The organism is Paraburkholderia sp. GAS206C (assembly GCF_050435645.1).
Lineage (GTDB): Bacteria > Pseudomonadota > Gammaproteobacteria > Burkholderiales > Burkholderiaceae > Paraburkholderia > Paraburkholderia phenazinium_B.
The window spans coordinates 48208-67438 of sequence record NZ_JBNDKR010000011.1; the positions used below are offsets into that span (position 1 = coordinate 48208).

The window sequence follows — 19231 nt, forward strand, 5'->3', positions numbered from 1 at the left end:
TAACGCAAGACCAAACGCAACGGTTCGAGCCTCGGTTAGCCCAGGCTTAATCTCAAGTGCGATGGGAAGACAAAGACAATGGAACCTAAAGACTTTGAAGTTCACGATGCACGTTTTCGCGCCTTACTGCAACCGAACGCACAGCTCGAAAAGCTATACGGCGGCTGTCTGTGGGCCGAGGGCCCGGCATATTTTCCCGCGGGCGATTACCTCGTCTGGAGCGACATCCCTAACAGCCGCATGCTGCGCTGGGCGCCCGGCATGGGTGTGGGCACGTTTCGCGCGAATTCGAATTTCTCCAATGGCAATACGCGTGACCGCGAAGGGCGGCTTGTCACTTGCGAACACGGCGCGCGCCGTGTGACGCGTACCGAGCACGACGGCAGCATCACCGTGCTCGCTTCCGCTTATCAGGGCAAGCGGCTGAATTCGCCCAACGACGTAATCGTCAAATCCGATGGCTCGGTATGGTTCACGGACCCCGACTACGGCATCCTTAGCGATTACGAAGGTGGTCGTGCCGACAGCGAGATTGGCCGCTGCAACGTGTATCGCGTGACGCCCGGAAGCGGCGAAGTCACGCTGGTGTCGGACGAATTCGTCAAGCCTAACGGGCTTGCCTTTTCACCGGACGAGAGCCGCATCTACATCGCGGATTCAGCTGCCTCGCATATCGAAGGAGCACCGCATCACATCCGCGTTCTCGATGTGGCGGGCGGCAAGCTGAGCAACGGGCGTGTGTTCGTCGAGATCGAGCAGGGCGTTCCCGACGGCATGCGAGTGGACGAGTACGGCAACCTCTGGACCAGTGCGCTCGACGGCGTGCATTGCTACGCGCCGGACGGCACGCTGCTCGGCAAGATCCTGTTGCCGGAAGTGGTGGCTAACCTGACCTTCGGCGGCCTGCATCGCAATCGTCTGTTTATTGCCGCGAATACTTCGCTGTACTCGCTTTATGTCGCTGTGCGTGGCACAGCGACGTGATCGCCGAGCCGCGCGGCGGTGGTGCGCAGGATCGCCATGAACTCCTGAGCGGGCTGCGACGGAATTTCGTTCTTGCGGGTGATGACGCCATAGTTCGTCATGGTGCGCCGGATAGGCACGACGAGCTGGCCGAGCAGTCCGCTCTGGACATACTTCGCGACGGCGGCACGCGGCTGCAGCGAAATCATGTCCGTGGCCTGCAGCAGTTCGAGCGTCGAGAAGATCGATGGCGTTTCGACCATGCCGACGGGCGCTTGCATCCCGGCGGCGGCGAAGGTCTCGTCGAACAGATGGCGGATCGCCGTGGCCGGCGGATAGAGAATCCACGGCCATGCGCCGAGATCGGCGATCTCGACAGACGCCTGTTTGAGCAGCGGATGATGCCGTCCAACGACGACCCACACCGGCTCCGCAGACAGGTCTTCGAAGTTGAAGAGGGTCTCCTGGCGCGCTTCGGTCAGACGGCCGATCATCAGGTCGAGTTTTTTCTCTTCGAGCCAGATCGCCAACTGGTCGCTGCTCTGGTCGATCAGCCTGACGATGAGCCGCGGCCGTTGCTGCTGGATTTCCTTGATCGCCGCGGCGACGACCTGCGCGGTTGAAGCGGTAATGGCGCCGATCGCGAGGTGGCCATAGCCGCCGCTCTTCATGGTGTGGAACTCGCTGGCGAACTTGCCCAGATCGGCCACGGCGGCACTCGCGTAACGCAAAGACAGCACGCCGAGATCGGTGGGCCGCATTTCCCGCGGCAAACGCTCGAACAATTGCGCGCCGAACATGGACTCGATGTCGCCCAGTATCTTCGTTGCGGCGGGTTGGGTCATATGCATTTGCTCGGCCGCGATACGCAGATTGTGGGTGCGTCCGAGAATATCGAGCAGCTGGAGATGCTTGAAACGTAGTCGGCTCAGCACACTCGGGGGAGGCACAGCGGGCGATCTGGACATAGGGTAAGCACCAATTAGCTCATAACCATTTGGAATCGATTGTACTCAAGGTGCGATTGGAAGTTTGGCAGAGGCAGGCTTAGAGTGGCCTGTTCCCCTCGTGGCTTTAAAGAACTGGAGAAATCACCATGACGTTCGAGGCTGAAAATACCGCGGCCGGATCCGCCGGCAATGTATCCGCAAGTGCGGAGCCGGTGGTGCGCCTGCATCCGCAGGACGACGTGGTGATCGCGCGGCACCAGTTGGTCACGGGCGCGCAGATTGGCGGCGGTCTTGCAGTGCGCGGCCTGATCCCCGCGGGCCACAAGGTGGCTGTACGTGCAATTGAAACGGGTGCCCCGGTGCGGCGCTATGGGCAGATCATCGGTTTTGCGAGTCGTCCGATCGAAGCGGGTGAGCACGTCCATATGCAGAATCTGTCGATGGGACAATTCGATCGCGACTACGCCTATGGCGCCGACGCGAAGCCGCTGGAACCGCAGACTAAAACCGCGCGCTTCATGGGGATCGTGCGCGCGGACGGACGTGTCGCGACTCGCAACTACATTGGTATTCTGACCTCGGTGAACTGCTCGGCGACGGCAGCGCGCGCGATAGCCGACCATTTCCGGCGCGATATCCATCCCGAAGCGCTTGCGGCATTTCCAAACGTGGATGGCGTCGTTGCCTTGACGCATGGCCAGGGTTGCGCGGTCGATGCCGAAGGCGAGGCGCTTGGCCTGATTCGCCGCACGCTCGGCGGCTACGCGCGGCATCCGAACTTCGCCGCAGTGCTGATTGTGGGCCTGGGTTGCGAGACCAACCAGATCGAAGGTCTCATGCGTAGCGAAAGCCTGACGCCAGGCGCCGCGCTCAAGACGATGACGATCCAGGCCACCGGTGGCACCGCGCGCACGGTGGCCGCGGGAATCGAAACCGTCAAGGCGATGCTTGTAGAGGCGAATCAGGTACAGCGCGAACCGGTCGATGCCAGCCATCTCGTGATCGGTCTGCAATGCGGCGGCTCCGATGGTTATTCGGGCATCACGGCGAACCCCGCGCTTGGCGCTGCGGTTGACCGTCTGGTTGCGCATGGCGGGACCGCGATTCTCTCCGAAACGCCGGAGGTATACGGTGCAGAGCATTTGCTGACGCGCCGTGCGGTCTCGGTGGAAGTGGGCGAGAAACTGGTCGAACGCATCCATTGGTGGGAAGACTACTGCGCGCGGATGAATGCCGACCTCAACAACAATCCGTCGGCGGGCAACAAGGCAGGAGGCCTGACGACTATTCTGGAGAAATCGTTGGGTGCGGTAGCGAAGGGCGGTACGACTAACCTTGTAGACGTGTATCGCTACGCCGAGCCCGTCAGCGCACATGGCCTCGTCTTCATGGACACACCCGGCTACGATCCGGTTTCGGCAACGGGGCAGGTCGCAGGCGGTGCCAACCTGATCTGCTTTACTACAGGACGTGGTTCCGCATATGGCTGCGCGCCTTCGCCCTCGTTGAAGCTGGGTACGAACACCGCGTTGTGGAAGCGGCAGGAAGAAGACATCGACCTGAATTGCGGCACGATCCTCGATGGGGAGAAGAGCGTTGACGAATTGGGGCAGGCAATCTTCGAACTGATGCTGGCCACCGCTTCCGGCACGATGTCCAAGAGCGAGGTCCACGGCTACGGACAGAACGAGTTCGTGCCGTGGCAGATCGGGGCGATTACCTGAGGCACCTAACGACGCTCCTGCACGAGCCGCTTGCTGCGGCCGTTCGCTGGCCATGGTGTGCTGCGACTAACTTCCGGTTGCGCGCCGAACAGTGACGTCTATAGTGTTGATACGTCTGGACGGGCAAGCCCGGCCCCGGCCGACATCAGCCCTCGGAGGAAGTCATGTCCACTGTTTCGGTGTCTCCGCAAGTGCGTCACTTTTCCGTTCCGGCCTCTTCGTTCGGAATCGTCCTGGGAATGGCAGGGTTGAGCAATTGCTGGCGTTTTGCCCATGTGGTCTGGGGCGTGGACGCGAGGATTGGCGAAGCACTTTTTACACTGACCGCAGTGGTATGGCTTGTTCTACTGGTTGGCTATGTAACCAAGTGGATGCGCGACCACGACGACGCAATGACGGAGTTCGAACACCCCATACATTGCTGTTTCATCGGGCTTGTGCCGGTTTCGACGGTCCTGGTCGGAGCGTGGGTGGCCACCTGGAGCGATAGCGCGGGGTCCGTGTTGGTGATATTGGGCGCGGCGGGCCAGCTTGGGTTTTCTACGTACCGCTCCGGCGCGCTATTGCGCGGCGGCCGCAGGCACGAAGACACGACGGCCGTCATGTATCTGCCCACCGTGGCGGGCAATTTCGTGTCCTCCATCGCGCTGAGTTCGATTGGATATGCAGACGCGGCCAAGCTGTTTTTCGGCGCCGGCCTTTTCTCGTGGCTTGCACTCGAGTCGGTGATCACCAACCGGCTTTATACATCCGAGCCGTTGGCGCACGCGATTCGTCCCACCTTGGGCATCCAGCTTGCGCCGCCCGCGGTGGCTTCGATCGCGTACCTTGCAATTTCCCACAACAGCATCGACATGATGTTTCTGGGCCTGTTTGGCTACGCGGTCCTGCAGTTGCTGCTGCTATCGCGCCTGTTGCACTGGTTCGTGGAGACGGGATTTTCGCCCTCTTACTGGGCCTTCAGCTTCGGGGCGACCGCGCTGGTGCTCGCCAGCATGCACGCCGCTAGCGTGCATGCTCACCCGGCGGTCGACGTCCTTGCATTGCCGCTGTTTGTGCTGCTTAACGTCGCGATTCTGGCGCTCTTCGTCGCTACGTTACGACTGCTGTTGCTAGGGAAGCTGTTTATGAAGTGACGCGTTCAAGGCAACTGTAGCGCGGTCACAGCGTGCCGTAGTGCCGTGCGCAAACCTTCTTCAACCACCGGATGGTAGAAGGGCATCTCAAGCATTGCATCCACTGTCAGCTTCATTTGCAGTGCCCAGGCAAGCAGGTGGGCAATATGTTCGGCATCCGGACCGATCCACTCCGCGCCCAGAAACTGCCGGCTCGCCTTGTCCACATACACATGCATCAAGCCGCGATTCCTCAACATCACGCGGCTGCGTCCCTGGTCTTCAAAGCTGACTTCGCCGGTTGCGAACGTGCCCGGCTCCAGATCGGCGTGTCGCGCGCCGACCATCGCAATGCCCGGGTTCGAAAACAGCACGGCCATCGGCGCACGGCGCTTCAACGGTGCGACGTCCGGGAAGCGGGCAGCGTTTGTCCCCGCGGCGCGACCTTCGTCCGCGGCTTCGTGCAATAGCGGCAGGACGCCATTTGCGTCGCCGGCAATGAACACAGGGTGCGCCCCTGCCTGCAGCGTAAGCGGATCATAGATAGGGGCACCGTGCTTATCGATCGTAAGAGAGGTGTTATGCAGTGAAAGCTTTTCGAAATTCGGCTTGCGGCCAGCCGTAACCAGCACATATTCAAACGTGTCCTCGACAACCTCTCCAGCGCCGGTCCGAAAGCGGATCTGCACCGCGTCACCCACGCGCGTTGCCGCTTCTACTTCGGCCTGGGCTTCGAAACGGAACGAGTTCTGGAAGGTCCGTTCGGCATACGCCTTGATAGCCGGATCCGTAAGGGGGCCAACGCGTCCGCGCGCGCCGATCACTGTCACGTCTACGCCGAGGTGGGCAAGCGCCTGTCCCAGTTCGAGCCCAATGACGCCTGCGCCGATCACCGCGATCTTGCGCGGCAGGTCCGACCATTCGAACACGTCGTCATTGACGATGACGCGCTCGCCAAGCGCCTGGTACTTCGCCGGGACAACCGGCGACGAACCGGTTGCGATCACCACGCTGCGTGCCCTTACACGCGTGTGGTCGCCAACCTGCAGCAGGCCGTCGTCGATAAAGCGGGCATACCCAGTCAACTTGTCGGCAGCCGGAATCGCGTCGACGCTATCGAGCACAAAACCCACCAGACGATCGCGCTCGCTCTTCACCCGTTGCATGACCTCGCGGCCGTCGACCCGAACGGTCCCGTCGACGTGCACGCCAAAGGGCGCCGTGTGCTGCGCGGCATGCGCTGCCTCTGCGGCGGCGATCAGCAGTTTCGATGGCATGCACCCGACACGTGCACACGTCGTACCATGCGGTCCGCCTTCAATGAGAATCGCGGATGCGCCGGCTGCCTTCGCAGCGCGATACGCCGGCAAACCAGCGCTGCCGGCACCAATAATGGCTACATCGGTCTGGACTGTGTTCATGAATTCCTCGAAACCATGATGCGATGAAGGGAGAAGCACCGCAGGCTCATCGAGACATGCTCGGGTAGAATCTGCTGCTTGATTACCTGTAACTTTAGGCGCGTACCCCCTCGGCGCTAATCCTCAACCGACTCAAGAATCTGCTCAAGCGGCTCATATGGATCTGCTCAGTCGAGTCCTCGCCCTTATCCCCGTCAGCGGCCGTCTGGACGTGCGCTGTCATTTCGGTGCGCCGTGGGCGATTGCACAGGGCAGCGCCGCCGTGCGCGAGATTCCGTACCACGTGCTGCTTTCGGGTGAGGCGGTGTTGGAGCATGGGAGCGGTCCCGCCGAGCAGCTGATTGCAGGCGACATCGTCCTGTTTCCGACCGGCGGCGCGCATCGGATCCACGACGGCAGCGGACGTCCACCGGCGCCGCCAGTCGAACGGCAAGACGTCTCGTTGCTGATCGCAGAGAACGAAGGCTCGGGCGCGCGTGCGGACATCCTGTGTGGCCGGTTTCTGATTGGTGCCGTGCCTGACCGGCTGCTGCGCGAGCATTTACCCGGACGCCTCGTGGTACACAGCGTCGAGAGCGCTGGCGGCACCGCGAACGGCCGTAGCGAAGCCACAGGGACGTCAGCGAGCACGCGGCTCACACGGTTGATCGAGTTGATGCGTGAGGAGTCGGTCGACGAAGGGCCGGGCAGCGAGGCTCTCATCAACCATCTTTCGGCCGCCCTGTTCGCCTTGACGTTGCGCTTTGCAAGCGGCGGCTCGCAACCGCCGCATGGCTTGCTCTCTCTCGCGGCACGGCCGCGCCTGCAACCCGCGGTCACGGCCATGTTCGAAACGCCGGACAAGCCATGGACGCTCGACCAGCTTGCTTCGTTGTGCAATATGTCGCGAGCGACGTTTGTACGACAGTTCCAGGATGTGATCGGCCGCTCCGCGACCGACATGCTGACCGATATCCGGATGACGCTCGCCGGGCACAAACTGCTTGAGTCGAACGTGGGTGTCGCCGAGATCGGAGAGATGGTGGGGTATCAGTCGAACGCTGCATTCCAGCGTGTTTTCAAGCGTCTGATAGGCGTGACGCCGTCACGTTACCGGACTTTGGGCGGCAAGGTCGAAGCGGCATAGAATGACCAGACCGCCAGGCTTTGATCGGGTTGAAACCCGCTACAAGGATTCAAGCATGAAGATCTGTATTTACGGTGCCGGCGCCATTGGCGGTTGGATGGGAGCGAGGCTTGCACAGGCGGGGCATAACGTCAGCGTGATCGCGCGAGGCGCAACACTGTCCGCGCTCAGGGAAAACGGCCTGCAACTCGTGGAGGGTGGCAAGACGACGGCATCGACAGTCGCGGCCAGCGAGCACGCTGCGGACCTTGGTCCTCAGGATATCGTGATTGTCGCGGTGAAGGCACCGGCGATGGCTGCGGTTGCTGCGGGCATCGCGCCGTTGCTGACCGAAAACACCACGATCATCACGGCAATGAACGGCATTCCGTGGTGGTTCTGCGATGGTCTCGGTTCGGGCTTTGCGGGTAAGCGATTGACATCGGTGGATCCGGAGGGCGCCATAGCAGCAGCGATTCCCAGCGCGCAGACGGTCGGCTGCGTGGTGCACGCAAGTTGTTTGCAGGACGCGCCGGGTGTGATCCGGCATCACCAGGGCAACGGCCTCATCCTCGGCGAGGCATCCGGACAGCCGAGCGAGCGGGTCGCGAAACTCGTGGAGACGTTCGCGGCAGCCGGCTTTAACGCCTCGGCGTCAGACCAGATTCAGCGGGACGTCTGGTACAAGCTGTGGGGCAACATGACAATGAACCCGATCAGCGCGATTACAGGCGCCACCACCGACAAGATTCTGGGCGACGACCTGGTACGCGGCTTCGTTACGCACGCGATGCTGGAGGCAAAGGAGATCGGTGCGCGATTCGGCATCACCATCGATCAACAGCCTAGCGATCGGCATGCAGTAACGTTGAAACTGGGCGCGATGAAAACATCCATGCTGCAGGACGTTCTGGCTCGGAAGACGGTTGAGATCGATGCTTTGGTGGGCGCGGTGCGAGAGCTGGGGCAGATCACGGATGTGCCGACACCGTTTATCGATGCGTTGCTGGGTCTCGCGCGCCTGCATGCGCGCACCCTGGGTCTCTATTGATAGTCAGGTTTACGGTGGCCCGGGTTTCAGTTTTGGCCGTTGCCTTCCTTCACTCCGGCACGCGCTGCAACAGGGCCTTTTCAAAGTCCAGGGCCTCCTGAACGAGCCACGTTTCGAAGGCAAGCAATTGCGGCGACGCCGAGCTAACCTGCGAGCAGGCGAGATAATACGCACCCGGCGTCGGCACCCGAAGTTCGAACGGTGCCACCAGCCGTCCGCTGCACAGATCATCCTCTATCAGCGTTCGCACCGCCATGACGATCCCTGGATTGTCGATGGCTCCCTTTCTGCTGCTCACCGTTTTCGCTCTGGTGCTCGATACGACGGTGTCATTGTTCGAAGATCACTTCGTACGCAGGCAACCGTCCGCCGGGCCGTGTCGCTATCGTGACAGGCGGCGCGCAGGGCATTGGGCTGACGGTCGGCCGCCGGCTTCTCGCTTCCGGGGCGAAGCTGGTTGTGTGGGACATCAACGAGGCGACCCCGGAGCAGGCGAGCGCCGACCTGAACGCCGTTGGCAAGGGCGCGGTGCATACGGAGAAAGTCGACATTGCCGACTACGACAGCGTGGCCGCCGCGAAGGCGGGCACGCTTGAGAGGAGCCGCATTCATGAAGTATTTTCGCATTGTCAGCCAACACGAACATTCGTCTTCTTGACGGATTGTATGACAGGCGTATAGACTGACTTATCAGCTTTACGTTTGCCGTCTTATCCGGGGTGCCGGGCGGCTCGTGGGCAAAGACTGATAGAGACGGAGACGCCATCATGCCGGGCTATGCAAGCGTAGGAGCACGTCTGGACGGCCTGCCGCTGTCCGGCTTCCACTGGCGGCTGCTCGGTCTGATCGCAGCCGGCATGTACTTCGATTCGTTCGACATTTACATCGCAGGCAGCGTGCTTGCCGCGATGATCCATAGCGGCGAATCCACGCTCGGTCTCAACGCCGCCTTCGTATCCGTTACGTTCATCGGCATGATGACCGGAGCATGGCTCTCAGGTGTCCTTGGCGACCGCTTCGGGCGTCGCTTCTGCTATCAGTTCAACCTCGGCATCTATGGCTTTGCTTCGATTGCGGCTGCGTTTGCGCCGTCGATGCCATGGCTCATTGCCTTCCGCCTCATCATGGGGATTGGGATGGGGGCGGAAATCGTGGTGGGCTACGGCACGCTCAGCGAGTTCATTCCGGCCGTCTGGCGCGGCCGTTTCGGCACCATCCTCAACCTCATCATCAACACATCGCTGTTTCTTTCGACGTTTCTCGGCTGGCTCATCGTTCCCCACTACGGCTGGCGCTGGATGTTCGCGATCGCCGGCTGCGGGGCACTGGTGGTGTGGTTCCTGCGCAAGTCGATGCCGGAGTCGCCGCGTTGGCTCGAAGCGCGTGGCCGCGCCGAGGAAGCCTCAGGCATCGTGACGCGTATTGAAGCTGCCTGTGGCGTGGATGCCGCCACCTCCCATGCAAACGAAGCGGCTCCACGCCGCATCGATCAGGAAGATCACGGCCAGCTCCGCGAACTGTTTTCCCGGCAACTGCTGGGCCGCACCATTACCGGCATTACGGTGCTGGTGGCGCTTTTCACGGTCAATTACGCATTCGTCAGCTGGATACCGACGTTCCTCGTCAAGCAGGGGCATAGCGTGTCCAATTCGCTGGGGCTGACGGCCGTCATGTTCGCGGGAGGGCCGGTCGGTTCGCTGATCGCGTTTCTGCTTGCCGAGCGGACGGGGCGAAAATGGGGAATCGTGCTGTTTTCGCTGATCTGCGCGGCGTTTGGCGTCGCCTATCCATTCGCGCAGTCCGCCGTTGCGATTGCCGCGCTGGGCTTTGCGATTACGTGCTGCATTTACGTGCTGTCCTCTTTCAGTGTGGCGACGTATGTCCCCGAACTGTTTCCGACCCGCTTGCGGCTGCGCGGGGCGGGGCTGTCGAATACGGTTGGGCGGGCCGTTAGCATCGCGATTCCTTACGCAGTCGCAGCATCGTTCATGAGGTTCGGCATCGCCGGCGTGCTGACGCTGATTGTCGGAACGCTGCTTGCTCAGGCGTTGATCGTTGGCCTGATCGGTGCGGAAACAAAACGGCGCTCGCTCGAAGCCATCGAAGAGGAAGCGGGCATTGCATCGCCTGACGCAATCGAGAGCGGCGCAGCCGGAGCAATCAGATGAAACCGGACGCCGCAGAGTCAAGGGCGGGTTGAAACGCCAAGTTGCAAATCATCCATCACGAGGACACCCGAGACATGTCATCGCAGATCGAGAATTACCGGATTTTTGCAGTCAAGTACGCACATTTCGAGCGCCGCTCAGGCGACAACTTTATCGGCGGCGATTCGCATGATGTCCCGATGCCGCTCGATTACTTCGTGTGGGCCGTGGTCGGCAATACGCGTACATTTATCGTCGACACCGGCTTCGATCAACCCATGGCCGACAAACGCGGCCGCACGATTACCAACTCGGTTGAGCGCGGTTTGCAGAAAATCGGCATCGCCGCTGCGTCCGTCGAGGACGTGATCATCACCCACATGCACTACGATCATGCGGGCAACCACGCGCTGTTTCCGCATGCGCGATATCACGTACAGGACCGCGAGATGGCCTATTGCACGGGCCGTTGCATGTGCCATCACGCGCTCAGCCACCCGTTCGAACCGGAAGATGTGAAGTCGATGGTCGGCCGTCTGTTCGATGGACGCGTGCGGTTTCATGACGGCGCATCGGAGGTGGCACCGGGCATCACCGTGCATTGGGTCGGCGGCCATACGAACGGTCTACAGATCGTGCGCGTCCATACTGAGCGCGGATGGGTCGTGCTGGCGTCGGATGCATCGCACTTCTACGCGAACATGCAGGAGCATCGGCCGTTCCCGATTGTGTATAACGTCGGCGACATGCTGGAAGGCTATGAAACCGCCCATCGTCTCGCCGCGTCGCCGAATCATGTGATTCCTGGTCACGATCCGGATGTGCTTGCGCGTTACCCGGCACATGATCGCGAGACGGAAGGCTGGATTGTGCGTCTCGATGCTGCGCCGCGCTGAGGAACAGATTACATGGCGCTAAAAGGCAAAAATGTGCTCGTGACCGGTTCGTCGGATGGACTGGGTCTGGCCATGGCGAGGGCGCTTGCAGCGGCGGGCTGCAATATCGTCCTGCATGGTCTGGAAGACGCACAAGGTATGGAGCATACGACTCGCGAACTCGCTACGTCGTTCGATGTTGGGGTGCATTACTTGCGCGGCGATCTTTCGGCAATCGACGGCGTCGATGCGCTTGTCGAGTCGGCTCGTGCGCGGCTTGGAACGATCGATGTGTTGATCAACAACGCGGTGGTGCGCCATTTCGCGAGCATTGAGTCGTTCCCTATCGAGCATTGGAACAACGCACTGGCCGTTAATCTTACGGCAGCGTTTCGCGCCATCCAGTTAACGTTGCCCGGCATGCGCGAGCGTAACTGGGGGCGCATCTTCAATATGACCTCCGTGTACGGTACACGCGCGACTGCAAATCGCGTCGACTATGTGACGACGAAGACGGCGTTGCTCGGACTCACGCGCTCGGTAGCGATCGAGACGCTCAATCAGGGCGTTACGTGCAACGCAATCTGCCCTGGCTCGGTGCTGACGCCGAACATCGACGGTCGCATCAACGAGTTGATGGATGTGCGCGGGCTAAGTCGTGACGATGCGGTGCATGAGTTTTTAAAGGGCAAGCAACCCACGGGCGAGTTGATCGATGCGGCACATGTCGGCGATCTGATCGTCTTCTTGTGCTCCCCGTCGGCAAGCCAGATCACCGGTGCGTTGATGCCGATCGAAGGAGGCTGGCTTGCAGGTTGATTCCTTCGCGATGCAAACGATCCCGGCAAACGCGATCACGCAGACGTTGGCGCGATTCGTCACCACCACCGGATGGTCCGGGATACCGGCTGCTGTACGACACGAGGCGAAACGCGCGTTGGTGAACTATGTCGCGGTTGCGCTTGCCGGTTGTCACGATCAAGTGATCAACAAGGCGGCCGCAGTCTACGGCCGCTTTCGCGCGGATCGGAGCGCCAGCGTGATCGGACGGGCCGATCAGACGGACATGTTGAACGCGGCGGCGCTCAACGCAATGAGCGCCAATGTCTTCGATTTCGATGACACGCATATGCCGACGATCATCCATCCAACCGCGCCGGTCGCGGCCGCGCTGTTTGCGCTGGCAGAAGCGCAGGAGGAGTCCGCAACGATCAGTGGAGAAGCGCTGCTTCTTGCGTTCGTGCTTGGCGTAGAGGTGGAATGCCGGATCGGCAACGCGTTGTCGCCCGAACACTATCAGCGCGGCTGGCATATCACTTCGACGTGCGGCGTCTTCGGTGCCGCCGCGGCAGTTGCTAAAGCCCGCGGGCTGAACGAACAACAGATCGTCTGGGCGCTTGGCAATGCATCGGCGCAGGCGGGCGGTCTGGTTGAAACACTTGGCACGATGTCGAAAAGCATTAGCGTCGGGAACGCGGCGCGCAATGGACTGTTGTCTGCACTGCTGGCTGCAGAGGGTTTTTCGGGTCCCGACGCTCCGCTCGAAGGAGCACGCGGATATTTGCGCGTGAGCGCTGCCAGACCGGATCTGGATGCGATCACGGATGGCCTTGGACGTGACTGGGCGTTGTCGTCGAACACATATAAGCCCTATCCGTGTGGTGTCGTGCTCAACCCGGTCATCGACGCGTGTCTTGAGTTGCGTCGCGACGCGAGCTGGACGCTTGACGATATCGAGCGCGTCGAGCTGACCGGACATCCGCTGCTGCGTGAACGGACCGACCGGCCCGGCGTGCGCTCGGGGCGTGAATCGCAGGTCAGCGCGCAACATGCCGTTGCAGTGACCCTGGCGCGCGGCAAAGCGGGTCTCGCCGAGTTCAGTGACGAGGCGGTCGCCGATCGTTCGCTCAAGGCCTTCGCGGACCGTTTGCATTTCATCGATGACGCGTCGTGGGATGTCGAGTCGGCGCAGGTCAGCATTGTGTTGCGTTCGGGAGAGTCCGTATCGCGGCGAGTCGATGCCGGGCGCGGCAGCCTCGCAGCGCCGCTGACGGATGAGGAACTGGCGGCGAAGCTGCGCGAGCTGGCCGCATATGGCGGCTCCGGCGTTCAGCCGCAACCGCTGACGGAGATGTTATGGCGCTTCGACCGTGAGCCGGAAGCCGCAACGTTGATGCGCATGGCGCGCCCAACGCAAGCGGCTTGACGGCTGCGAAGCAGAAACGAAGCTGAAACAGCGCTGCAGCAACGCGAAACAAACGATCTTTCATGGATGAGGGAAATCATGTCGAGCAGTGAGCAACAGAATCAAATCGGCTTTGTCGGTGTGGGTGTGATGGGCCGTCCGATGGCGCGGCGTCTGATCGAAGCCGGTCACCCGTTGATTGTCTACGACCGTGACGAACAGGCGGTCGCGGAACTCGCAGCGCTTGGCGCGCGGGCAGCGAAATCTGTTCGCGAAGTAGCCGACAACGCACGCATCGTGTTTACAAGCCTGCCCACTCCAGCCGTGTTCAAGCAGGTCGCGTTAGGCGATGGCGGCCTGATTGAAGGCAGCGGCGTGAAGATTCTGGTTGACCTGTCGACCGTCGGGTCCCGCACCGAGAAGGAAGTCGCTGACGGACTGCTGGAAAAAGGCATCGCAACTGTCGATGCACCCGTCAGCGGCGGAGCAGCAGGCGCGAAGAAGGGCACGCTTGCGATCATGGCCGCAGGCAACCCGGCGGCGGTCGACGAAGTGCGTGGATTGTTCGAAGTACTGGGCAAGGTGTTCATCGTGGGTGAAGAAGCTGGACAGGGCCAGTTGCTGAAGTTGCTGAATAACATGCTGTCGTCGACGGCCTTCGCCATCACCTCCGAGGCGTTCGTCGCAGGGATGCGCGGCGGCCTCGATCCCGAAGTCATGATGTCTGTGATCAACGCGGGTAGCGGCAAAAACGGCGCGACGCTGGACAAGTTTCCGAAGCAGGTGCTACCGCGCACCTTCGATTTCGGCTTTCCAATCGGCAGCGTTTGCAAGGACATCGGTCTTGCCGTCGAAGAATGCCAGGCCCTCGGCGTGCCGATGTGGGTGGGCAATGTTGCGCGCCAGGTATGGAACTACGCTGCAATGCAGGACGGCACGAAGCGCGATATGACCGAACTCGTCAAATACGTCGAACGTTGGTCGTCTAACGAAGGGCTTACGGACTGAGGCACCTGATCGCCGCTGCGGAAATACAGCACAATAGAAGACCACACAACCTTAACTGGAGAACTACATGATCGTTGAAATGCGTATTTATCACTGCGCCCCCACGCGTTTGCCGGCGTTGCTCGATCGCTTTACCAGCATCACGCTCGGATTCTTCGAGAAATACGGCATTGAGCAAATCGGCTTCTGGACCACGCTGATCGGTCCGAGCAATCACACGCTCACCTACATGGTGAAGTGGGAGAGTCTCGCGGAGCGCGAGCAGAAGTGGAACGCATTCCAGGCGGACGCGGAGTGGATCGCCAAGCGCTCTGCTACTGAGGCGGAGAAGCCGATTGTCGAGCGCGTTGAAAATCACTTTCTGACGCCGACGGTCTTCTCGGCGTTGAAGTAGGAGACGCATGTCATGACCCAACCGAAACGCATCGGCTTCATCGGACTCGGCATGATGGGTACGCCGATGGTGCAGTGTCTCGCGGGTAGCGGGTTCGAGCTATATCTCGACGACGCGGACGCCGCTCGTGTCGATACGTTGACCGCACAAACCGGCGGCCAGCGCCTGCAAGCCCAAAACGCCGCGGAGCTAGACGTGCTGATCACGATGCTGCCCAATTCGGCGATCGTGGAAAGCGTGTTGCTTGGAGACGGTGCTAACGGTTGGGCGAACCGGCTTGTGAAAGGCGCGGTCGTCATCGACATGAGTTCGTCGGAACCCGAGCGTTCGCGCAAGCTCGGTGCGACGCTCGAAGAGCGCGGTCTAGCCTATCTCGATGCGCCGGTCTCGGGCGGCGTCAAGCGGGCGAAGGAGGGCACGCTGGCGATCCTGGTCGGTGGCGATGCGCAAGTTCTCGCTCGCTGCAAGGCGCTGCTCGACGCGATGGGAACGAGCGTGCTTCACATTGGCGCTGCGGGTTCGGGCCATGCCGCCAAAGCGTTAAACAACTACGTCTCAGCCGCGGGCCTCGCGGCGACTGTCGAAGTGTTGCACATCGCGCAGCGTTTCGGCATCGAACCCGAGGTGATGACGGACGTGCTGAATGCGTCGTCGGGCCGCAGCAACACGTCCGAGAACAAGGTCAAGCAGTTCATGTTGAGTGGCACGTTCGCTTCAGGCTTCGCGCTTCAGCTGATGAACAAGGACCTGAAGATTGCACGGGCCCTTGGGCAATCCGTCGGTTATCCGATGACGCTCGGTGCGACGTGCGCGGAAGTCTGGGATGAGGCAGCGCAGCGTTCGACACCGTCCACGGATCACACGGAACTCTACCGGCTATTGCCTCGCGATGCATCCTGAACTGAAACCGACAGATTCGGAGTCCATCATGTCACACACAGCGCAGTTCTTTATCGACGGACAATGGGTCGAGCCCTTGTCCGAGATCCGCTTCGATGTGGTCGATCCGGCCACGGAAACAACGATTGGGCAGATTGCGCTCGGCAACGCACAAGATGTAGATCAGGCCGTGACCGCCGCACGCCGGGCGTTTCCGGCGTGGTCCGCCACGGATGTCCGCGAACGCGTCGACCTGCTCAAACGCGTGTTGAAAGTCTACGAGCGCCGCTACGACGAATTCGCTGAACTGATCCGCCGTGAAATGGGGGCGCCGATTACCTTTGCTCGCAGCGGCCAGGCCGCGCGCGGCCCGGCGCATCTCAATGCGCTGATCGACGTGCTCGAGCGCTTTGACTTCGAAGAGCAACGTGGCAGCACGCGCGTCGTGCTGGAGCCCATCGGCGTATGTGGGTTGATTACGCCATGGAACTGGCCAATCAATCAGATCGTAGTGAAGATCGCCCCGGCGCTCGCGGCCGGTTGCACGATGGTGCTCAAACCCAGCGAGTATTCGCCATTGAGCGCATTGCTGTTCGCCGAGGTGCTCGACGAAGCGCAAGTGCCTGCCGGTGTGTTCAATCTGGTCAATGGAGACGGGCCTGGCGTTGGCACGGCGATCGCCTCGCATCCGGGCATCGACATGGTCTCGTTCACCGGTTCGACGCGCGCGGGTGTGCTGGTGGCGCAGGCGGCAGCGCCTACGGTTAAGCGCGTCGCTCAGGAGCTTGGCGGCAAGTCCGCGAACATCCTGCTCGACGACGTCAACCTCGACGAGGCCGTGACGCGTGGCCTGGCAGCGTGCTTTACGAACTCCGGTCAGTCGTGCTCGATTCCTACCCGTATGCTCGTGCCGCGTCATCTGATGAACGACGCCGCGCAAATCGCAAAGCGTGCTGCGGAGGCTTACCGTATGGGTCCAACCAACGACCCGGCTACGCAACTCGGACCGCTCGTCAACCGTAACCAGTTCAATCGCGTGCAGACGCTGATCCAGAAGGGCATCGACGAAGGAGCACGGCTCGTGACGGGCGGCACCGGTCTGCCTGCGGGCATTGAGCATGGCTATTACGTGCGTCCCACGGTTTTCGCCGACGTGAAGCCACATATGACGATTGCGCGCGAAGAAATCTTCGGCCCGGTGCTCTCGATCATCGCGTACGACTCGGAAGAGGAGGCAATCCACATTGCCAACGATACCGACTATGGCCTTGCCGCCTACGTGCAGTCGGGCAACCTCGAGCGGGCACGCAAAGTAGGCCGTGCCTTGCGCGCAGGCGGTGTGCACCTGAACTATCCCGCGGCTGATTTCGGCGCGCCGTTTGGCGGCTACAAGCGCTCAGGCAATGGCCGTGAGTGGGGCGAAGCCGGCTTGCGCGAGTATCTGGAGACGAAGTCGATGGTCGGATATGGCCCGGCCTGACGAAAGCCGCTTTATTGTTGGACTGCCCGGTTCGGCTAGACCGGATGGGGCAAAAAAATTTGCACTTTTGCATTGTCGGACAATCAGCGTGTCCGGCAATAGGACGGTTTGAATCTGAAACCGCAATGAACCAGAGAGGATTTCACCATGGACAACAACGAACGCTTCGACAAAGGCTTTGAGAACCGCAAGGAGGTACTCGGTGCAGGGCACGTGGAGAAGTCGTGGGCCAACGCGGACGACTTCAATCGCCCGATGCAGAAGTTCGTCACCGAATGCTGCTGGGGCGACATCTGGGGCGATACGACGTTGTCGTTCAAGACGCGCAGCATGTTGAACCTCGGCATGCTGACGGCGATGAGCCAGCACCACGAGCTGGGGGTGCACGTGAGGGGCGCATTGCGCAACGGCGTGACGCGCGACGAGATTCGCGCGGTGTTGATGCAGGCAGCTGTTTATTGCGGAGCACCGCTTGCGCTGGCGGCATTCCGCGTCGCGAGTGAAGCGATCAAGGCCTACGAGGCGGAGAACTCGACGGCCTGATTACGTGGCAGACCAACACCCAGGAGACAACGATGAAAACCATAACTGCCAATGACGTAGTCCAGTCGGAAGGCGAGCAGTCGATCGAAACGAAAAGGCGCAATGCGATCAAGGGCGCGTTCTTTTCCGAGTTTATCGACATGTTCGATATTTACCTACCGGTCGTCGTACTTTCGCCGGTGCTCGGGTTCTTTCAACCGCCGCATCTTTCGACCGGGACAGAGACGATTCTGGCGTCTCTGGTTTTCATCACAACTTTACTCGGCAGGCCGGTCGGCGCATTGCTGTTCGGCATGATCGCGGACCGGATCGGCAGACGTAAGGCGTCGATCTGGTCGGTGACAGGTTTCGGCGTGGTCACGTTGCTAATTGCGCTGCTGCCCGGGTATCAGAGCATCGGCCTCGCATCGTACTGGTTGCTGGTGTTGCTGCGCTTTGTCGACGGCATTTTCCTGGGTGGCGGTTACACCGGCGCCATGCCGCTCGCAATCGAATACTCGAAGAAAGAGCAGCGCGGCTTCGTCGGCGGCTTCATCATTGCGGGCTTTCCTGCAGCCTATGTGACGATCAACCTCGTGGCGATGCTGATGTTCGCGCTCTTTCCGCTCAACGGCATGAATTCGCCGTATGCGCAGTGGGGCTGGCGTGTGCCTTTCGTGCTGGGCGCGGCGCTCGCTGGTGTGCTCGCGACCTACTACGTGCGCAAGGTCGCGGAGTCGGAAATCTGGCAAAGCGAAACCGCTGACAAAGCTGCGCAGGCCGAAAAACTGCCGCTTACCGACCTGATTCGCGGCAAGAGCGGACGCAACCTGTTGCAGGTGCTCGTGATGATGACCGGCTTCTGGCTCACACAGAACATTGTGACGATCTTTCTGCCCACGGGCTTGCTCGTGAAAACGCTGCACCTGTCGGGCTTCCAGATGGCATCGACGCTGATGATCACCTATTTCGTGCTGTTTTTCAGCTATATCGGTTCGGGGCTGATCGCGCAACGGATCGGCCGGCGCCGTTTCTTTGTCATCGTCGGACCGTTGATCGCGACGGTTGGCGCGGCGCTGCTGTATGTGCTGGCCAATGTCGACGGTTTGTCGCTGGCAGCGATTATTTTTCTCGTCTGTGTGCTTGCCGTACTCGTGACGTCACCATGGGGCGTAATCGTCACGTACATCAACGAGCGCTTCGTGACCGATGTGCGCGCAACCGGATTCGGCGTCGGCTTTAGTCTTTCCGTGATCATTCCGTCGTTCTACGCGTTCTATATGAACTGGCTCAGTGCACTCATGCCGCTGCGTATGACAGCGGTCGCGTTGCTGTGCCTCGGTGGCCTGATTGGGATGGTCGGCGCACTAATGGGCCCGGAAACGAAGGACGTCGATTTCTAAAGCAACCGT

General features: G+C 60.9%; 19 protein-coding genes. 16 read left to right on the top strand and 3 right to left on the bottom strand.

Annotated features, from left to right (window positions below; genetic code table 11):
• Nucleotides 1-78: 78 nt before the first annotated feature.
• Entirely contained in the window at nucleotides 79-984 is a 906-nt protein-coding gene (locus tag P3T20_RS28660; RefSeq protein WP_429288549.1) for an SMP-30/gluconolactonase/LRE family protein, read from the top strand.
• Here P3T20_RS28660 and P3T20_RS28665 read toward each other — a convergent pair.
• The gene (locus P3T20_RS28665) at nucleotides 954-1931 is read right to left on the bottom strand and encodes a LysR family transcriptional regulator (RefSeq protein ID WP_429288550.1); all 978 of its coding nucleotides are present in this window, start codon (nucleotides 1929-1931) and stop codon (nucleotides 954-956) included. The genes P3T20_RS28660 and P3T20_RS28665 overlap by 31 nt on opposite strands.
• A gap of 128 nt (nucleotides 1932-2059) precedes the next feature.
• Here P3T20_RS28665 and P3T20_RS28670 point away from each other — a divergent pair, with 128 nt between their 5' ends.
• On the top strand, nucleotides 2060-3637 hold the full coding sequence (locus tag P3T20_RS28670) for a UxaA family hydrolase (protein WP_429288551.1): 1578 nt from the start codon (nucleotides 2060-2062) through the stop codon (nucleotides 3635-3637).
• Between the two features lie 164 nt (nucleotides 3638-3801).
• Complete coding sequence (gene tehA / locus P3T20_RS28675) at nucleotides 3802-4773, top strand: dicarboxylate transporter/tellurite-resistance protein TehA (protein WP_429288552.1); 972 nt, start codon at nucleotides 3802-3804, stop codon at nucleotides 4771-4773.
• A 5-nt stretch (nucleotides 4774-4778) separates the two neighbouring features.
• Here the strand turns inward: tehA and P3T20_RS28680 are convergent, their stop codons facing one another.
• Entirely contained in the window at nucleotides 4779-6173 is a 1395-nt protein-coding gene (locus P3T20_RS28680) for a dihydrolipoyl dehydrogenase (RefSeq protein ID WP_429288553.1), read from the bottom strand.
• Nucleotides 6174-6330: 157 nt separating this feature from the next.
• On the opposite strand from P3T20_RS28680, the gene P3T20_RS28685 reads away from it, so the two are divergent.
• A complete protein-coding gene (locus tag P3T20_RS28685) occupies nucleotides 6331-7299 on the top strand; it encodes an AraC family transcriptional regulator (protein ID WP_429288554.1) in 969 nt (322 codons plus the stop codon).
• A gap of 55 nt (nucleotides 7300-7354) precedes the next feature.
• A complete protein-coding gene (locus tag P3T20_RS28690) occupies nucleotides 7355-8329 on the top strand; it encodes a 2-dehydropantoate 2-reductase (RefSeq protein WP_074267978.1) in 975 nt (324 codons plus the stop codon).
• Between the two features lie 49 nt (nucleotides 8330-8378).
• On the opposite strand, the gene P3T20_RS28695 is transcribed toward P3T20_RS28690, so the two are convergent.
• Nucleotides 8379-8627, bottom strand: a complete 249-nt coding sequence (locus P3T20_RS28695; RefSeq protein WP_143787681.1) for a hypothetical protein — start codon at nucleotides 8625-8627, stop codon at nucleotides 8379-8381.
• A gap of 89 nt (nucleotides 8628-8716) precedes the next feature.
• Between P3T20_RS28695 and P3T20_RS28700 the strand changes: the two genes are divergently transcribed.
• The 11 genes from P3T20_RS28700 to P3T20_RS28750 all read left to right on the top strand — a co-directional run bounded on the left by P3T20_RS28700 (nucleotide 8717) and on the right by P3T20_RS28750 (nucleotide 19222).
• A complete protein-coding gene (locus P3T20_RS28700; protein ID WP_074267980.1) occupies nucleotides 8717-9010 on the top strand; it encodes an SDR family NAD(P)-dependent oxidoreductase in 294 nt (97 codons plus the stop codon).
• Nucleotides 9011-9096: 86 nt separating this feature from the next.
• Nucleotides 9097-10497, top strand: a complete 1401-nt coding sequence (locus P3T20_RS28705; protein WP_074267981.1) for an MFS transporter — start codon at nucleotides 9097-9099, stop codon at nucleotides 10495-10497.
• Nucleotides 10498-10571: 74 nt separating this feature from the next.
• Complete coding sequence (locus P3T20_RS28710; protein WP_074267982.1) at nucleotides 10572-11372, top strand: N-acyl homoserine lactonase family protein; 801 nt, start codon at nucleotides 10572-10574, stop codon at nucleotides 11370-11372.
• Nucleotides 11373-11384: 12 nt separating this feature from the next.
• Entirely contained in the window at nucleotides 11385-12170 is a 786-nt protein-coding gene (locus P3T20_RS28715; protein ID WP_429288555.1) for an SDR family oxidoreductase, read from the top strand.
• Between the two features lie 10 nt (nucleotides 12171-12180).
• Entirely contained in the window at nucleotides 12181-13557 is a 1377-nt protein-coding gene (locus P3T20_RS28720) for an MmgE/PrpD family protein (protein ID WP_429288677.1), read from the top strand.
• 33 nt (nucleotides 13558-13590) lie between these two features.
• Nucleotides 13591-14544 carry an NAD(P)-dependent oxidoreductase gene (locus P3T20_RS28725; protein WP_429288678.1) on the top strand — a complete coding sequence of 318 codons (954 nt, stop codon included), beginning with the start codon at nucleotides 13591-13593 and terminating at the stop codon, nucleotides 14542-14544.
• Between the two features lie 67 nt (nucleotides 14545-14611).
• Entirely contained in the window at nucleotides 14612-14938 is a 327-nt protein-coding gene (locus P3T20_RS28730) for an NIPSNAP family protein (RefSeq protein WP_074267986.1), read from the top strand.
• Nucleotides 14939-14950: 12 nt separating this feature from the next.
• Entirely contained in the window at nucleotides 14951-15838 is an 888-nt protein-coding gene (locus P3T20_RS28735) for an NAD(P)-dependent oxidoreductase (RefSeq protein WP_074267987.1), read from the top strand.
• 28 nt (nucleotides 15839-15866) lie between these two features.
• Nucleotides 15867-17297, top strand: coding sequence for an aldehyde dehydrogenase family protein (locus P3T20_RS28740; protein WP_429288556.1), 1431 nt, complete (start codon nucleotides 15867-15869; stop codon nucleotides 17295-17297).
• A 147-nt stretch (nucleotides 17298-17444) separates the two neighbouring features.
• Nucleotides 17445-17840: a carboxymuconolactone decarboxylase family protein gene (locus P3T20_RS28745; RefSeq protein ID WP_074267988.1), complete on the top strand. Its 396-nt coding sequence runs from the start codon at nucleotides 17445-17447 to the stop codon at nucleotides 17838-17840.
• A 32-nt stretch (nucleotides 17841-17872) separates the two neighbouring features.
• On the top strand, nucleotides 17873-19222 hold the full coding sequence (locus P3T20_RS28750) for an MFS transporter (protein WP_429288557.1): 1350 nt from the start codon (nucleotides 17873-17875) through the stop codon (nucleotides 19220-19222).
• Nucleotides 19223-19231: the final 9 nt, after the last annotated feature.

Coding starts and splice junctions, on each gene's coding strand:
- P3T20_RS28690 (WP_074267978.1), top strand. CDS start 7,355: ATGAAGATCTGTATTTACGGTGCCGGCGCCATTGGCGGTTGGATGGGA.
- P3T20_RS28750 (WP_429288557.1), top strand. CDS start 17,873: ATGAAAACCATAACTGCCAATGACGTAGTCCAGTCGGAAGGCGAGCAG.
- P3T20_RS28745 (WP_074267988.1), top strand. CDS start 17,445: ATGGACAACAACGAACGCTTCGACAAAGGCTTTGAGAACCGCAAGGAG.
- P3T20_RS28735 (WP_074267987.1), top strand. CDS start 14,951: ATGACCCAACCGAAACGCATCGGCTTCATCGGACTCGGCATGATGGGT.
- P3T20_RS28705 (WP_074267981.1), top strand. CDS start 9,097: ATGCCGGGCTATGCAAGCGTAGGAGCACGTCTGGACGGCCTGCCGCTG.
- P3T20_RS28660 (WP_429288549.1), top strand. CDS start 79: ATGGAACCTAAAGACTTTGAAGTTCACGATGCACGTTTTCGCGCCTTA.
- P3T20_RS28740 (WP_429288556.1), top strand. CDS start 15,867: ATGTCACACACAGCGCAGTTCTTTATCGACGGACAATGGGTCGAGCCC.
- P3T20_RS28720 (WP_429288677.1), top strand. CDS start 12,181: ATGCAAACGATCCCGGCAAACGCGATCACGCAGACGTTGGCGCGATTC.
- P3T20_RS28680 (WP_429288553.1), bottom strand. CDS start 6,173: ATGAACACAGTCCAGACCGATGTAGCCATTATTGGTGCCGGCAGCGCT.
- P3T20_RS28665 (WP_429288550.1), bottom strand. CDS start 1,931: ATGTCCAGATCGCCCGCTGTGCCTCCCCCGAGTGTGCTGAGCCGACTA.
- tehA (WP_429288552.1), top strand. CDS start 3,802: ATGTCCACTGTTTCGGTGTCTCCGCAAGTGCGTCACTTTTCCGTTCCG.
- P3T20_RS28715 (WP_429288555.1), top strand. CDS start 11,385: ATGGCGCTAAAAGGCAAAAATGTGCTCGTGACCGGTTCGTCGGATGGA.
- P3T20_RS28730 (WP_074267986.1), top strand. CDS start 14,612: ATGATCGTTGAAATGCGTATTTATCACTGCGCCCCCACGCGTTTGCCG.
- P3T20_RS28670 (WP_429288551.1), top strand. CDS start 2,060: ATGACGTTCGAGGCTGAAAATACCGCGGCCGGATCCGCCGGCAATGTA.
- P3T20_RS28685 (WP_429288554.1), top strand. CDS start 6,331: ATGGATCTGCTCAGTCGAGTCCTCGCCCTTATCCCCGTCAGCGGCCGT.
- P3T20_RS28710 (WP_074267982.1), top strand. CDS start 10,572: ATGTCATCGCAGATCGAGAATTACCGGATTTTTGCAGTCAAGTACGCA.